The following is a 14,914-nucleotide window of genomic DNA, read 5'->3' as shown; positions in this document are numbered from 1 at the left end:
CATTTCAGCAAGAAAAAATATCATTAAAATTTGGACGATAAGATTTTCTTAGCTTATGATAATAATTCTCTTCGAAGTATTTCCTAGGGTCGATTAAAACACCGTTTTGATAAAAAATACGTCCCAACTCATCAATAAATCTGTTTCGAAAAACTTGAGCGAGTGAAATATGATCATTTCTAATTTTATAAGGATCTCTAGGATTTTCGATGAAGAACTTCACAGCCTCTGCAATATCATCCTCGTTAGGTTCCACTCTTATAGAGTTATATTGGTTATACCAGACGTCTCTTCCACCTTCACAGATTGTAGATACAACTGGGATACCACAAAGCAAATATTCGCTCGATGAAAAGCAGGCACCTTCGACAGCCGACAGCAGCAGTCCACACTTGGATTGGTTAATCTTCATACAAACCTCATCAGGTGACAGCGGTACATCGTTTTTATAAATATGAGGGGGTAAATTGTCGTTGATTGGGTTGCCATGATTTATACCAGCCACAAGAGCCAGGTTAGGAACTTTTTTAGCTAGTTCATGCCGTTTAAAAGCACTAAGTCTAGCAATGTAAATTGCATCGTAATCTTTTGCGATATTTGGTTGTACCTTCATGACTAAATTTTCATCTAGCCAAGCATTGTGGTTAATCACATCACCTTTAAATCCATAAGGTAAAAAGTTGCTCATTTCCTTTTCAGAATTAAACATAATAAAGAAGCTATCTTTGTTTAATTTCAATTCTGTAAAAATAACATCAGCTTCTTTTGCGAAGTTTTCACTATGATACCAACCGCAATAGACAAAGAAGAAATCATTACTTCTGATTTTGTTATGATATTCAGACAACCAATTCCAATTATGCTGTATATTCTCAATGATAAATACCCTGCATTCTGGCCCATCATAATACACTCTGAATGGAAAAGCTGGATTTGGCCAAGTGTATGTGGGCTTATAAGCCATATTGATATTCCTCTATTTCCACTGCGCCATCTATGGCCAGCTCCGTTATATTCAAAAATCTATCACAATGATTGTCTATTTTTTGTTCTTCAGGAATTTGCTTTAACGTTTCTATTGTTTCAAATGGATCTGCTGCGCTCATTAGAATTCGCAAACTGTAATTCCCTTTAGAAACTTGTTTTAAGCTTGGTAGGCTTAACAACATTATTCGCTCATAGTAGCACCATGGGTCTACAACATTTCTTAGTTGACTTTGTATTACCTTGCCACTGCTTATAAGTTGCAATTCTATAACCGGTGAAGCAGGTCCGATACTCGCCAAACAGAAAAGAGCAATATTACATTCTTCTAACACTTTAAAAGAAACAGTTAGGGAGAGGCTTTGTGAAAGCTGTCCCTCGCAAGTAATTAGCTTAGGCACCATTATCGACTTTATGGGAAAGCTTTCGATTAGACTTTCATTCATACAACTTTCTTTGATAATTTGGTATACAAAACTAGCGTATCTTTCTGCCCCCTCGAGATTTGTATGCACGACATCTCGAAGAATTAACGATAAATCAGACTCGCGGTATTCAGATTTTTGAAAATTGAATACTTTGACAAAATCAGATTGTGTTGCTAGGACTTGTTGACAACACTCCCTGCTAGCATTAGTGTCATCAGTCCTTGGGAATAAAACCCATATAGGAGTAATCCTGTTTACGAGTAAAATATTATTGATTCTTTCAACTATACCTTCGGGAAAACTCTTTGTAGAGGGAGTAACCCAATCCAGAATACAGTAATCAGGTTTCTCATTCAGAACTTTTTGAATCATGGCCAAACCTGCATACTGAAGATGGCTAGCACCGAAGGGCAATCTTACGATTTCTACTTGATCGCCAACAAGCTTTGATAGTTGTTCAATATAGCCGGTAGCCCCTTTTTGAGCTGTCACACTAGCTCCGAAAATAACGATTTTCATATTTATTTGGTCTTTATTCCAGATATTTTCGAGTATAACCTAGTTAACTTTGAAGTGCGCATTTCTATATCTCGCTTAGATATCGAAGCAAGAAATTGGAAGATAGAGTTATCAATTTGCCCTTTCCAAATAACACAACATTCCAATATTTCTTTGCCATAATCTGACTCCTTGAATATTGCCAAATCATCAGAAAATATTACAGGAATACTGCCCACCGCTATCGATTCCCAAAAACGCAAAGTATTAGGGCCAGCACCTTCTGGGCAGAGTGAGAACTTGGAGTCAGAAAGTATAGTATTGTATCTGAACGTTCGCTCATGATGTTCGTCGATATGGTGTGCGGCAATTTCCCGGTTGAGTACCTGTTCTTCGTACACCACTTTATTGAAATGCCATTCATTACCCAGGTCTACAAACACATCATCTCTGCCACAGGCTTTGGCGGCTTCAAACAGTTTTATACGGCTGTCGTCTCGGTAGTGCTTCATGTGGGCACCAATAAAGGAAGCAAGAAGGTTTCGCTCCGCCATCGGCTTGCGCTCCATGCCTTCACTTCTTTCTGGGGCTTCATAATTTACCGCAATAAGCGTCCAGCCATGCAGGTTCAGGTTTGTTCCCACTTCTTGCTGAATGGCGTCGCTTTTGGAATCTTTATGGGAAAGATAGAAATCCGTAATGCCAAGCCATTCTGCCTTTTCAAGCATTCTTATCCAGTGGATATGCTGACAAACACTGTGAACTAACAGCTTAAACCCATTAGTTTCTGCAATCTCTTTATACTGCTTAATCAAGCTTTTAAGACGTAATAAATAAGACTCTGGAAAGAGCTTCTTATCTACATAGGTTGCCCAGGGTAAAGGTATATATATGTGCACTAACTTATGCGTTATATCAATGTGATCGCCGGGCTTGATGCTTAAGTGATTTTCGTATGCTTGTTTTTCTGTTGCACACGGATATTGCCAAAAGTTGATGTCGCTAGAGTTAGATGGCTTCAACCCAATCTCATCAACATACGTGCTTAACACGGGTGGTATTAAGCCTGCTACATTGTAATAAGTTTTGTTATTTGTATAAGCTTGAGCATCTACCGATATTCGGTACTGGAAAGCAAACAGGTTGTTAAAGTAAACCCGGTTGTTGTATTCAATTTGCTTGAAGTTAGGGGCTTTGATGTTCGTGGACGTGCCATTTCTCATCGCTTCCAGAAGCTCGGCCGCTTTCACTTGTTTAACCGGCTCTAAGGCCAGCTCTGTTAGGGTATGCGGGAGGCCTGTATCCGCAGCCTCTTTTCTCCACCGCTCAAGCGTTTTATTAATCTTCACAGCATTAATTTTACTGCCGGACTCTCTTACCCACACGTCAAAATCTAAACTCGCCGGCGTATCGATGGCCTCTCCGGGGAGAACATAGGCCACTCCCCCCATAATACGCTCATCGATCTTTTTATTGTAGGTGCGCATTTGCGTTTCGTGGGCATGAATACTTTTAATAAAATCTACCGGGTTATGTACCGACCAACCATGCACCGCAAACAAGTACGCAATTTTGTTGTCACAACGAGGAACACCCATGGGAAATTCTAACTGGTGCATGAAACTGGCAGAGAGTTTCTCACCCACATTCATCGCCCAGGTATCCTGCGACCAGTGAGGGTTAGGATGCTTTTCGGTTTCGCCGCTTAACAGCTCCCATCGGGATAACGCTAAGAACGATTTTCCCCTGGCAAGTACGTCTTTAAGTTTAATAATGGAATCATCAAAGTAGATGTCAGAATTACAGAGTACTGAAATGCCATGGCTGCAACTCAATTGCGTAAGCTCTATCCAGTATTTATAAGTCATGCGCCTATCAACATGCAGAACAGTCATGTTGATTGTAGTAAATGGCACATCACAACCGTCATCAATTACAACAACCAGTTTATCTATATGCGGATTGTCAGCATTTTGCCGGAGGCATAAATCAATTTCCTTCTGTCTATCAGCATCTCCGCACTGATAATAAGGGAAAAACACACTAATCACTCTGCTTCTTCTCCAATGAGTTATAGTTAAATCTGTCCGCAATTAATTTGTAATATTGAGAATTTTCAAATTCTTCTTGTTCTTCGTTTGTAAGCTCTCTCCTTGCTCGCGGGGCAATTATATCGCCTGAGCGCCCGCTGTCACCCGTTACCTGAAAAATGCTAAATGTATCGATAAAGCTCTCGTCGTAAATAATGTTAAGTAACGCGGCAATTGCTACCATAACGTCTTTTGGGTTCTCTACAAAGTCTTCGTAACGAAAAACCTGGCTATCGTCGTACTCAGATAAGAATATCCACACCCTTTTGCAATATTCATCGAACGTGCCGGGTGAAAAGTGCACCCAGTTATTCTTAACCAGGGAAATATAGGAATCGATAGGATCTCTTAATGTTACCGCTCTAAGCAAATCAAAATCATCAGATAACGCCCGCGCAACGGCAGAATGATCGCTGAAATCTTCGCCAACACAAAAATCGGAATGGGTATGTTCCCTTAGAATTAGCGTTCCCGAATATTGCGCAATATGGTCATAGGTTTGAATGATATTAGATTTAAATAGTTTCCATGCCAGGGTGTCTATATATGGCACATGTGCGTATCTGGCCTGTGTGGTGACATCTGCGGGCAAAAACTTGGGTTTACCCCCACCTTGGTGCAGCGTTGTAGTGGGATGCAGTTCACTTAACAGGTAAATATTAGGTAATGCGGCAAGACATTTAGAAACTAACGTACCGCCGCTACATGCCAAATGATGAATAATGCGCAATTGTGGTTTTGCATAGGCTTTAGCCACAACCTGCTTGCATCGGTCTAACAAACTTTGCGTTTCGCTTACCTGAATTTCACCCGGATCAGCGTTAAAAGACTTGTGACCCCCTGTTTTTTCTATTAACGCTAACGCTTCTGCTAATTCATTATGAAGCGTTACAAAATCCTTTTGAATATTATTCACTATTTCCGCCTAACAGCTCCGGATTGCTACTTTCTAATTTCCGATAAAAATTGGCAGCTTGCTGAAGTTTCTCGTGCAACTCAGCAATCAATTCCTTTAAGGATGTTTCGCTTTCTAACTTTTCCGCATACTTTACCCTTAAATTATCAAGGTCAATGTGTAGCTTCATATTTTGCTTAGTCGTTAACTCCAACGTGGCACTGTGTTGAATACTTAACTTATTACTTTCATCGGCTTTTCGTTTTAGCGCCTCATTAAATTGTTCAAGTGCTTTGTATTTGCCTTTAAGCGATTGAAAACGTTCTTCAGCTTCTTGTTTTTCTTGTTTAATTTGAGCCAGGCTTTCTTCTAACTGGCTACGCGCTGCTTCTTCCGCCTGTTTGTCTTGTCGTAAACCTACTAACTCTTCCTGGGTTCGCGTCAGGCTTTCCTGCGTTTCTTGTAATGTTTTCGACCACTGCTGTGCGGATGTTTCGCTTTCGGCTTTAATTTGAGCCAGGCTTTCTTGTAACTGGCTACGCACTGCCTCTTCCGCCTGTTTGTCTTGCCGTAAACCTGCTAACTCTTCCTGGGTTCGCGTCAGGCTTTCCTGCATTTCTTGTAAGGTTTGCGACCACTGCTGTGCGGACGTTTCGCTTTCGGCTTTAACTTGAGCCAGGCTTTCTTCTAACTGACTACGCGCTGCTTCTTCCGCCTGTTTGTCTTGTCGCATACGCTCTAACTCCTGTTGAGCACGGGTCAGGCTTGCCTGCGTTTCTTGTAATGTTTGCGCCCAAGGCTGTTCAGACGTTTCGCTTTCGTTTTTAATTTTCGCAAGGCTTTCTTCTAACTGGCTACGCGCTGCTTCTTCCGCCTGTTTGTCTTGTCGTAAACCTGCTAACTCTTCCTGGGTTCGCGTCAGGCTTTCCTGCGTTTCTTGTAAGGTTTGCGACCACTGCTGTGCGGACGTTTCGCTTTCGGCTTTAATTTGAGCTAGGCTTTCTTCTAACTTGATCCTGGCCTCATCATCGCGCTGTTTAGCTTCCTTGGCTTGTTCGACTTGTTCTATATACTTTTCAATGTCTCTCTGCTTAGCAGACATTAATTCTTCTAATTCTGCTTTATCCAGTGCATGTTGCTCTAAGGATTCTTCCAGTGCCTGAATCTTATTTTCAGCAGCGCGAATGCACTCTGTTTTAAGCTCAACCGCATCGCTCAACTCCTGACAATTTGCGCGGAATGCAGTAATAACAGAACGTTGTTCATCTAAATCTGACGTCAGACTAGCAACTTCAATTTCGAGACTTTTATTTAATTCGTTTTTATCAGCCAGCTCAGCGTTTAATGTATCCAGTTGTGCGGTAATCGCATCAAGCTTTTGGGCGGATACCTTTAAACCACTCACTTTAGCGGAAAGTTGCTGGTTTAAGTCTCTGTTTTGTAGTGATGATAATTCGCATTGCTTTTTTAATTTTTCGTTTTCTTTTAAAAGGGTTTCTGACTGCCCTTTAAACTGTTCCCGCTCATCCGCCAGCAATTCACTTTTTTGCTTTTCTTCATCAAGCATTTGCTTGAGCTTAATTGACTCTTCTTCCAGCGAGGCCAGCATTTTGGCCTTGTGGTCATAAACAGCACTTACTACCAAAATATCAGGGTCTGAATCGTCTATCGATGATTCTTCGAAGAATTGTTTTTCTAACACACTCGCGATCTGCGCATAATTATGGGCACCTTCATACAACGACGTTGTACCACAGGTAATCATAATTTTATTGAAATAGTGGATAAGCTCTTGCGAGGATAATGTTTCTATAATCTCACCAGCGATGTCAGGTAAATCGATTATCAACTCATAATCTATATCGGGCCGTAAACTTCCCAGTATTGTATTGAGCCCTGAGACTTCAAATTCGAAGGTTTTGGTTATTTGCAAACCTGGAAAAAGCTCTTTAAGACCCGTGGGTGTTTTAAAAGATGAAAACTCATTAACATTGAAAACATTAAACTGTTTAACAGTGGCCGAGCTTTCTATTGCAAGGCATGCGTTGATGATTTCTACATGCTCGACAGATTGGTACTTTGTTCTTAATTTATCGCAAAGGTTTGGTAGAGCCTCTACCAGGATAACTTTCTCGTAGCTATTAGGATCTATTGCGATGGATGCGGCCTTGCCAGCGCCTAGCCAGAATAAAATTGGTTTCATTTACGCACTAATCCTTTTTCAATAACTTTGGAGAAACCACGCGACCTTCTGCCATTCCGTATTTTATGTAATGAATCAAAGGATTCATGCCAGACTCTGCAACATCAGGATTTTGACGCAAGTACCAATCGCCATCAAATGCCGCGCAGGGCAAACGACCTTCTTTTGCTCCGTGAACAAGGTAATGTTGGGCTGGATCTATTCCTGCTTCTTTAATATCCGGATAAGATCCAAGATACCAATCTACATCGAATAATTCACTGGTATATAACACCCCAATATTCTGCTTGAGTATTTCATTATCTTTATCTTCTTTCCTCAGCTTTTTAGACACTGCCCGAGCAGGTGCCCCTAACTTCCAGGTCGCCGAGGATTTAATGTTGTTCAGTTCATACTCAGCATGTTGTAGCTTGTCGGTAGTACTGAGTAATTCCCTCATTATCTTCTCGTACTTACTTTCCAACTGAGTTATTTCACGTTTTAAGCGCTTGTTATCCCCAAGACTTTTCGTTTTAATCTGCGCCTTTTCATCTTTCAGCCTGGTTAATTCTTTCTTTAGTTTGCTCAATTCTGCGCTGGACTTCTCTAATACCGGGAGTAACTCATTGACTTTATCTTCATTGAATAATTTTGCTGAATGAGTTTCTTCAAGTTCATGCTTTAAGTTCTTAATATCTTCTATCGCGCTTTCTAATTTTATTGATTCGCTCGCGAGTATATTCACCCTGGCCTCAAGTAACTCCTTCTCTGCGTGACTTTCTGATAATTGATGTTCGAATGACTGCCGTACTTTCGATTCCTTCACTTTCGTATTTCGTAGGGATTGTTCAAGCTCTGCAGCTAAAGATTGTTTTAACTGCAATTCATCTTGTAATGACAATACCGTTTTAACAATTAATGCTCTTTCGGCTTGCAACTCTCCATTTTCTGACACCAACAATTCAAGATCATGTTGTATCGCAGCGATGTGCTCATCCTGCTCAATTAATCGTTGTTGTTTCGATTCTAACTCTATTTGGAAAGTACTCAGGTTGTCTTGGAGAACCTGTCTCTCCGCTAATAGATCCGCATTTTGTACAGCTGATTTATGAGCTTCATCTTGAACCCGTAGTAACTGTTCCTGAAGTTCATTGAAACGTTGTATGTCAGCTTCCAGCCTATCCTGTAACTCGACAACAGTGTCGCGGAGCAACTCCTGCTCTTTAATTAAATCATCCAGCGCCACCTTACAATTTTCATAATCAAGTTGAAGTGCCTGATTCGATTTTTCCAATCTGTCCTTATATTCGTTTTGTGTAAATTCGTGCTTCACAAGCAGCGATATATCAAATTGCCTTTTATTGGCTGCTCCAACAATGCTACTTGCTTGCAAAGATTGGCAAAGCGCTTCCAATTCTTCGTGCTGCTCTATTGCTTTCAGGGCGATCAACCTATCCACACCTGTTATTTCAATTCTCTCTGAGACTGCAATATCACAGGTAAGTCCCAGCTTTTCCCTTAGTAGAGCCCTATCAACTCCACTACCTGTAATCTGGCTTAAATTGATTAATGACAGTTTGCGGCGTGACTTGCGATGAATATTTAATAATTCAGCATAGAGCGAAACGTAATATTCTATTGTTTCATCAACACATTGATTTCTTGAAAAGGCATCAGCAAGGCTTTCATCCGGTGATTCATAACAAAGAACAATATCTGACCTTAAAGCAATCAAATCTTGCAGGTCAGCAACACTAACTGAGTCTTCGACACATATTTTCTGTTCAGTGATTTGGGAACCAGAAACGTACTTAATTTTGGGGAAGTTACTATTGGCAACAACCGATTGCCAAACCGGCGTATTAGAAAGTGTTAAAAGAACTGTCATTGGTTACTCTACAAAACCATTAATGCGGAATTAATACTGATTCTAAATATCTATCAAGATAGTTTAGCTGCTTTTGTCTGTTTTACTGTTAAATGCTTTATGAAAACAATGGCTATTGCTCAGTAGCTGTTTAAAAAATTGCTTGTTAAATGGATAGTGTATTAACTCGATTTATTTTCATAGCGGCTTTATCCTGAACAACATTTGAAAATTTACTGTACTCTATCACCTTCAGCATTCCTTTGCATTTCTTCAGGACAATACCAACATCATAACCTGGGATTCTTTGATTTTGAGCCTTGCATTCAACTTCATCCATCACTTTGCGCTTTAAACTAAAATCAGAAAGGTTTTAAGGCTACATTTCTCGGCAGGGTTGGGTATCTGCCATCGCTACCACAATGGTTTTAGGCATGATGTCTTATACTACGAATAGAGACAAATTTGTCCTCGTTAAGCCATGCAGCTTTCCCAGTTTGTCTGTGTAATTAAAACATAGAACCAAAGTATTGTTTACAACTGTGTATTTCATTTTTGCGTTACATACAAAACCCAAAAGGGGAACAGCGCATTAATTCTTAGTACAGTAGTTTGTCCTTTAGTTTCACAATAGAGTTTAATCTCAACGATCATTAGGAGAATGCAATGTATGAGTTAAGTATAGCCGAACAGAAAGCCGTAACAGGTGGGAACCCTATTTTGGTTTATGTCGTTAATATCGTAGTCGGCGGTATTGTTTACGAAGGGATTAAAGCCGCTTACGAAGAGCTTTCAAATACGGAATACGGTGAGACTACTGGCGGTAATATGCAACGTGGCAAATAATTGGTTACTAAGATAGCTATAATGGCGATACCATTGCCCGTTACTATGACATTACAGCAAAATAAGGCCGAAACCAAAATGCAGTCGATTGCAGTGAGGCTTTTCACAAAACTGAGACTGATCAAGATGAATAGAAATGAAGACCGCACATTCACAAAGACATGCACTATACCTTTTTCTAGCTATAGCCTCGATTATAGCTTGTTTATTTTTTCAGACTTGCTACAGGTCATTCATTCTAAATAATCAAATTCATGATTTTGGCGTTGGCGGATCCTCAGTGAGCTTTTGGGGTCCGTTGTGCGCAATGTTTTACTTTTACTATCGGGATGTTTCGGCAAACTCCTGTTCTATTGCAATAGCAACGGCGCTTGGTGCATCAATTTATGAATGCATCCAACCTTTTTTCAAACTGGGTTACTTCGACTGGCTAGATATAATTGCATCCTGTCTGGCCGGACTGTTTTTCCCCATCATTGTTCACTTAATAGATAAAATTCAACTGACACAAGAGTCATAAATAAAAGTATGATTGTTCTTCAAGTAAAGGCCGTTAAACAAAAAACCCGCCGCTGGCGGGTTTTTTAATCGAATCGGTTAAGCGTGTGCTTAGCCGTTATCGAGTAATTGCTTACTCTTCAGTTGCTTCAACTGCTTCTTCTTCAGCTTCTACAACCGGGCGGTCAACTAACTCAACGTAGGCCATAGGCGCGTTGTCGCCAGCACGGAATCCGCATTTCAAAATGCGAAGGTAGCCGCCTGGGCGAGTTTCGTAACGAGGACCAAGCTCGTTGAACAGTTTACCTACTACTTCTTTATCACCAGTGCGGGCCATTGCCAGACGACGATTTGCAACGCTGTCTTGCTTAGCCAGAGTGATAAGAGGCTCAATTACGCGACGTAATTCTTTCGCTTTTGGTAACGTCGTTTTGATCACTTCGTGCTTGACCAAAGAACCGGCCATGTTTTTAAACATAGCTTGACGATGGCTGCTGTTGCGATTCAACTGACGACCACTCTTACGATGGCGCATAGTTTTATCCTTCTAAAAAATCAGTTTCTTTTAAACCTGATTAATCTTTTTCAGCGATGCTCTCAGGCGGCCAGTTTTCCAGGCGCATGCCCAGAGAAAGTCCGCGTGAAGCGAGAACATCTTTGATCTCAGTTAGCGATTTCTTACCTAAGTTTGGAGTTTTAAGTAACTCAACTTCGGTACGCTGAACCAGGTCACCAATATACTGGATAGCTTCTGCTTTCAGACAGTTAGCAGAACGTACTGTTAATTCCAGGTCATCAACCGGACGCAGCAGAATAGGATCGAACTCTGGTTTCTCTTCTTTCTGCACTGGCTCAGAGATATCACGCAGTTCAACAAAGGCATCCAGCTGTTCAGCCAGAATGGTTGCGCTACGACGGATGGCTTCTTCAGGATCTAAAGTACCATTCGTTTCCATATCAATGATCAGTTTGTCCAGGTCGGTACGCTGTTCAACACGCGCAGATTCTACGGTGTAAGCAATACGCTCTACTGGGCTGTATGATGCATCTACTAATAAACGACCAATTGGGCGATCATCTTCTTCAGAGGAACGACGAGTTGACGCTGGAACGTAACCACGACCCATTTCTACTTTGATGCGCATGCTGATTTCAGCTTCGCCAGTTAAAGTACAAACTACGTGCTCAGGGTTTACGATTTCTACGTCACCATCATGCTGGATGTCACCAGCTACAACAGGGCCAGCGCCAGATTTCACCAGAGTCAGAGTCGCTTCGTTTTTGCCTTCTAAGCGTACCGCCAAACCTTTAAGGTTCAACAAGATCTCGATTACATCTTCTTGAACACCTTCTTTGGTGCTGTACTCGTGAAGGACGCCGTCGATCTCAACTTCAGTTACCGCACATCCAGGCATGGATGACAGTAAGATGCGACGTAAGGCGTTACCTAAAGTGTGGCCAAAACCACGCTCCAGGGGTTCCAAAGTTACTTTGGCACGAGTAGGAGAAACGTTTTCGATCTCAACTAATCTCGGTTTAAGGAATTCAGTCACAGAACCCACAATGCTTCCTCTTTAGTTAGCTTTACTTAGAGTAAAGTTCGACGATCAACTGTTCGTTAATTTCGGCAGACAAGTCAGTTCTTTCAGGAACACGCTTGAACGTACCTTCCATTTTGTTGCTGTCTACTTCAATCCAGGTTGGCTTCTCACGCTGTTCAGCCAGTTCCAAAGCAGCCGCGATACGCGCTTGCTTTTTAGCTTTTTCACGAACAGAAACCACGTCTTCGGCAGTAACGTTAAACGATGGAATGTTTACCACTTTACCATTTACTAAAATAGCTTTATGGCTAACCAGCTGACGTGCTTCTGCACGAGTACTGGCAAATCCCATACGATAAACTACGTTATCAAGACGCTGCTCAAGAAGTTGCAACAGGTTTTCACCAGTGTTGCCTTTCAGACGAGCGGCTTCTTTATAGTAGTTACGGAATTGCTTTTCTAAAATGCCGTACATACGACGGACTTTTTGCTTTTCACGCAGCTGCACACCGTAGTCAGACAGACGACCACGACGGGCACCGTGCTGACCAGGCGCAGTGTCGATTTTACATTTAGAATCGATTGCGCGAACGCCGCTTTTCAGGAACAGGTCTGTTCCTTCACGGCGGCTAAGCTTGAGTTTTGGACCCAAATATCTTGCCATGTTCTTTCTCCAACTGTCCGTCGATTAAACGCGACGTTTTTTCGGTGGACGACAACCGTTGTGAGGGATAGGCGTCACATCGGTAATGTTTGTGATCTTGTAACCTGTAGCGTTCAGGGCACGGATCGCAGACTCACGGCCTGGACCTGGACCTTTAACGAATACTTCAAGGTTTTTCAGACCGTATTCTTGCGCGGCTACGCCGGCACGCTCAGCAGCTACCTGTGCAGCAAATGGGGTAGATTTACGTGAACCACGGAAACCTGAACCACCAGAAGTTGCCCATGCAAGTGCGTTGCCTGAACGATCTGTGATAGTCACAATTGTGTTATTGAAAGACGCATGGATATGAGCCATACCGTCTGCAACCTGACGTTTAGCGCGCTTACGCGTGCTACGAGCTGGTGCTTTTGCCATAACTTATACTCCCCGTTTACTTCTTAATTGGCTTACGAGGACCTTTACGGGTACGCGCATTGGTTTTAGTGCGCTGACCACGTAGAGGCAAGCTACGACGGTGGCGAATACCACGGAAGCAACCCAGGTCCATCAAACGTTTGATGCTCATAGAAACTTCACGACGTAAGTCACCTTCTACGGTGAATAACGCCACTTGTTCACGAAGCTTCTCGATTGTAGCTTCATCAAGCTCTTTGATTTTTGTATCTTCTGCAACACCAGCGCCTGCACAAATGCTTTTCGCACGTGTAGGACCAACGCCGAAGATTGCCTGAAGGGCGATCACAGCGTGCTTGTGCTCAGGAATGTTAATGCCAGCGATACGGGCCATTAACAGCACTCCTCTTAATTATAGTCGACGGCCTAAAAAGCCCGATAGGATACTTACCCGTCGAACAAATTGCAAATAAAAGGTGATTAACTTATCTGCGCCGAAAGCAGAACCTGATGTCAGGCTCTGCTTACAGGTTTAACAAATTACTCACCGTTATGGTGATTAGCCCTGACGCTGCTTGTGCTTAGGGTCAGAACTACAAATCACACGCACAACGCCGTTGCGCTTGATGATTTTGCAGTTACGGCAAATCGTTTTAACTGATGCACGAACTTTCATTACATCACTCCGTAGTAGGCTTATCTTAGCGGCCGTAGCCTTTAAGATTCGCTTTCTTCAGAACAGACTCATACTGACTGGACATCAGATGGGTCTGCACCTGTGCCATAAAGTCCATGATAACGACTACGATAATCAACAGTGACGTTCCACCGAAGTAGAAAGGCACGTTCCACGCAATCAACATGAACTCGGGCACTAAACAAATAAAGGTTATATACAAAGCGCCAGCAAGTGTCAGGCGAGTCATTACCTTATCGATATAACGTGAGGTTTGTTCACCCGGGCGGATGCCAGGAATGAATGCACCGGATTTCTTCAGGTTGTCTGCTGTATCGCGCGGGTTAAATACCAGCGCAGTATAGAAGAAACAGAAGAAGATAATCGCTACTGCATATAACATCACGTACAACGGCTGACCGGGCGATAGCAATAATGCTACGTCCTGTAACCAGGCCATTGATTCATTTTGTCCAAACCAGCCCGCTATGGTACCAGGGAACAGAATGATACTGGAAGCAAAGATTGGTGGGATTACCCCGGCCATGTTTACTTTTAGTGGTAAGTGTGTGCTCTGAGCAGCGTAAACCTTACGGCCTTGCTGACGTTTTGCATAGTTTACCACAATACGACGCTGGGCGCGTTCTACAAACACTACCAGATACGTTAAGCCTACTACAATGGCGCCAATCAACAGTAACAACAACATATTGATGTCGCCCTGTCTTGCTTGTTCCGCGGTCTGACCTATCGCTGTTGGCAGACCGGCAACAATACCAGCAAATATCAAAATAGAGATACCGTTACCGATACCTCGCTCGGTAATTTGCTCACCCAGCCACATCAGGAACATTGTCCCGGTGACCAGGCTTACTACCGCTGTAAAGTAAAATCCGAAGCCAGGATTAATCACCAAACCACTAATCAGGTTAGGCAGGCCGGTAGCAATACCGATAGACTGGAACGTTGCCAATACCAGCGTTAAATAACGCGTATACTGACTAATTTTACGTCTGCCTGCTTCACCTTCTTTTTTCAACTCAACCATTGGCGGATGCACAACAGAGAGCAGCTGCATAATAATCGATGCAGTAATGTAAGGCATAATCCCCAAAGCCAGAACTGATGCACGCTCAAGCGCACCACCGGAGAACATGTTGAACATCTCTACGATAGTACCTTTTTGTTGCTCGAACAGTTGCGACAATACTGCAGCATCGATACCAGGAATAGGCACATATGAACCCAACCGGAATACTACAATCGCACCAAGTACGAACAACAACCTTGCTTTAAGCTCACTCAAGCCGCTTTTTGCGCCCGAATCCAATCCTGGTTTCGCCATTTAG

Annotated in this window: 14 protein-coding genes; 1 reads left to right on the top strand and 13 read right to left on the bottom strand. The window is 42.4% G+C overall.

The features are described 5' to 3' along the window. Positions 1-4 precede the first annotated feature (4 nt). The 6 genes from AC2T0J_RS11470 to AC2T0J_RS11445 are packed head-to-tail and all read right to left on the bottom strand — an operon-like array spanning position 5 to position 8,965. Positions 5-964: a glycosyltransferase gene (locus tag AC2T0J_RS11470; RefSeq protein WP_489810242.1), complete on the bottom strand. Its 960-nt coding sequence runs from the start codon at positions 962-964 to the stop codon at positions 5-7. Beyond that, on the bottom strand, positions 954-1,931 hold the full coding sequence (locus AC2T0J_RS11465) for an SGNH/GDSL hydrolase family protein (protein WP_489810241.1): 978 nt from the start codon (positions 1,929-1,931) through the stop codon (positions 954-956). The genes AC2T0J_RS11470 and AC2T0J_RS11465 overlap by 11 nt, the downstream gene beginning before the upstream one ends. A 2-nt stretch (positions 1,932-1,933) precedes the next feature. After that, entirely contained in the window at positions 1,934-3,961 is a 2,028-nt protein-coding gene (locus AC2T0J_RS11460) for an exostosin domain-containing protein (RefSeq protein ID WP_489810240.1), read from the bottom strand. Beyond that, positions 3,954-4,916, bottom strand: coding sequence for a hypothetical protein (locus tag AC2T0J_RS11455; protein WP_489810239.1), 963 nt, complete (start codon positions 4,914-4,916; stop codon positions 3,954-3,956). Before AC2T0J_RS11455 ends, AC2T0J_RS11460 begins: the two co-directional genes overlap by 8 nt. Beyond that, entirely contained in the window at positions 4,909-7,098 is a 2,190-nt protein-coding gene (locus AC2T0J_RS11450; RefSeq protein ID WP_489810238.1) for a hypothetical protein, read from the bottom strand. Before AC2T0J_RS11450 ends, AC2T0J_RS11455 begins: the two co-directional genes overlap by 8 nt. A gap of 7 nt (positions 7,099-7,105) precedes the next feature. After that, a complete protein-coding gene (locus AC2T0J_RS11445) occupies positions 7,106-8,965 on the bottom strand; it encodes a hypothetical protein (RefSeq protein WP_489810237.1) in 1,860 nt (619 codons plus the stop codon). A 645-nt stretch (positions 8,966-9,610) separates the two neighbouring features. Here AC2T0J_RS11445 and AC2T0J_RS11440 point away from each other — a divergent pair. Beyond that, positions 9,611-9,790, top strand: a complete 180-nt coding sequence (locus AC2T0J_RS11440) for a hypothetical protein (protein WP_489810236.1) — start codon at positions 9,611-9,613, stop codon at positions 9,788-9,790. Positions 9,791-10,421: 631 nt separating this feature from the next. Here AC2T0J_RS11440 and rplQ read toward each other — a convergent pair. The 7 genes from rplQ to secY form a co-directional block, all read right to left on the bottom strand. Beyond that, a complete protein-coding gene (gene rplQ, locus AC2T0J_RS11435; RefSeq protein WP_070176332.1) occupies positions 10,422-10,823 on the bottom strand; it encodes a 50S ribosomal protein L17 in 402 nt (133 codons plus the stop codon). Between the two features lie 40 nt (positions 10,824-10,863). Continuing rightward, the gene (locus AC2T0J_RS11430) at positions 10,864-11,853 is read right to left on the bottom strand and encodes a DNA-directed RNA polymerase subunit alpha (protein WP_123324765.1); all 990 of its coding nucleotides are present in this window, start codon (positions 11,851-11,853) and stop codon (positions 10,864-10,866) included. A gap of 19 nt (positions 11,854-11,872) precedes the next feature. Next, complete coding sequence (gene rpsD, locus AC2T0J_RS11425) at positions 11,873-12,493, bottom strand: 30S ribosomal protein S4 (protein ID WP_489810235.1); 621 nt, start codon at positions 12,491-12,493, stop codon at positions 11,873-11,875. A gap of 24 nt (positions 12,494-12,517) precedes the next feature. Further along, a complete protein-coding gene (gene rpsK, locus AC2T0J_RS11420; protein ID WP_012519215.1) occupies positions 12,518-12,910 on the bottom strand; it encodes a 30S ribosomal protein S11 in 393 nt (130 codons plus the stop codon). A 16-nt stretch (positions 12,911-12,926) separates the two neighbouring features. Further along, positions 12,927-13,283 carry a 30S ribosomal protein S13 gene (gene rpsM / locus AC2T0J_RS11415; protein ID WP_070176335.1) on the bottom strand — a complete coding sequence of 119 codons (357 nt, stop codon included), beginning with the start codon at positions 13,281-13,283 and terminating at the stop codon, positions 12,927-12,929. 165 nt (positions 13,284-13,448) lie between these two features. Further along, complete coding sequence (rpmJ, locus tag AC2T0J_RS11410; protein ID WP_070176336.1) at positions 13,449-13,565, bottom strand: 50S ribosomal protein L36; 117 nt, start codon at positions 13,563-13,565, stop codon at positions 13,449-13,451. Positions 13,566-13,590: 25 nt separating this feature from the next. Beyond that, on the bottom strand, positions 13,591-14,910 hold the full coding sequence (gene secY, locus AC2T0J_RS11405; RefSeq protein WP_487122170.1) for a preprotein translocase subunit SecY: 1,320 nt from the start codon (positions 14,908-14,910) through the stop codon (positions 13,591-13,593). Between the last annotated feature and the right edge of the window lie 4 nt (positions 14,911-14,914).

This window comes from Alteromonas sp. ISO5, assembly GCF_058105165.1.
This window is presented reverse-complemented; position numbering and strand designations above follow the sequence as displayed.

Excerpts from the sequence above, each read along its gene's own strand:
- rpsK (WP_012519215.1), bottom strand. The coding sequence starts at position 12,910 with ATGGCAAAAGCACCAGCTCGTAGCACGCGTAAGCGCGCTAAACGTCAG.
- secY (WP_487122170.1), bottom strand. The coding sequence starts at position 14,910 with ATGGCGAAACCAGGATTGGATTCGGGCGCAAAAAGCGGCTTGAGTGAG.
- rpmJ (WP_070176336.1), bottom strand. The coding sequence starts at position 13,565 with ATGAAAGTTCGTGCATCAGTTAAAACGATTTGCCGTAACTGCAAAATC.
- rpsM (WP_070176335.1), bottom strand. The coding sequence starts at position 13,283 with ATGGCCCGTATCGCTGGCATTAACATTCCTGAGCACAAGCACGCTGTG.
- rpsD (WP_489810235.1), bottom strand. The coding sequence starts at position 12,493 with ATGGCAAGATATTTGGGTCCAAAACTCAAGCTTAGCCGCCGTGAAGGA.
- AC2T0J_RS11470 (WP_489810242.1), bottom strand. The coding sequence starts at position 964 with ATGGCTTATAAGCCCACATACACTTGGCCAAATCCAGCTTTTCCATTC.
- AC2T0J_RS11440 (WP_489810236.1), top strand. The coding sequence starts at position 9,611 with ATGTATGAGTTAAGTATAGCCGAACAGAAAGCCGTAACAGGTGGGAAC.
- AC2T0J_RS11445 (WP_489810237.1), bottom strand. The coding sequence starts at position 8,965 with ATGACAGTTCTTTTAACACTTTCTAATACGCCGGTTTGGCAATCGGTT.
- AC2T0J_RS11450 (WP_489810238.1), bottom strand. The coding sequence starts at position 7,098 with ATGAAACCAATTTTATTCTGGCTAGGCGCTGGCAAGGCCGCATCCATC.
- rplQ (WP_070176332.1), bottom strand. The coding sequence starts at position 10,823 with ATGCGCCATCGTAAGAGTGGTCGTCAGTTGAATCGCAACAGCAGCCAT.
- AC2T0J_RS11465 (WP_489810241.1), bottom strand. The coding sequence starts at position 1,931 with ATGAAAATCGTTATTTTCGGAGCTAGTGTGACAGCTCAAAAAGGGGCT.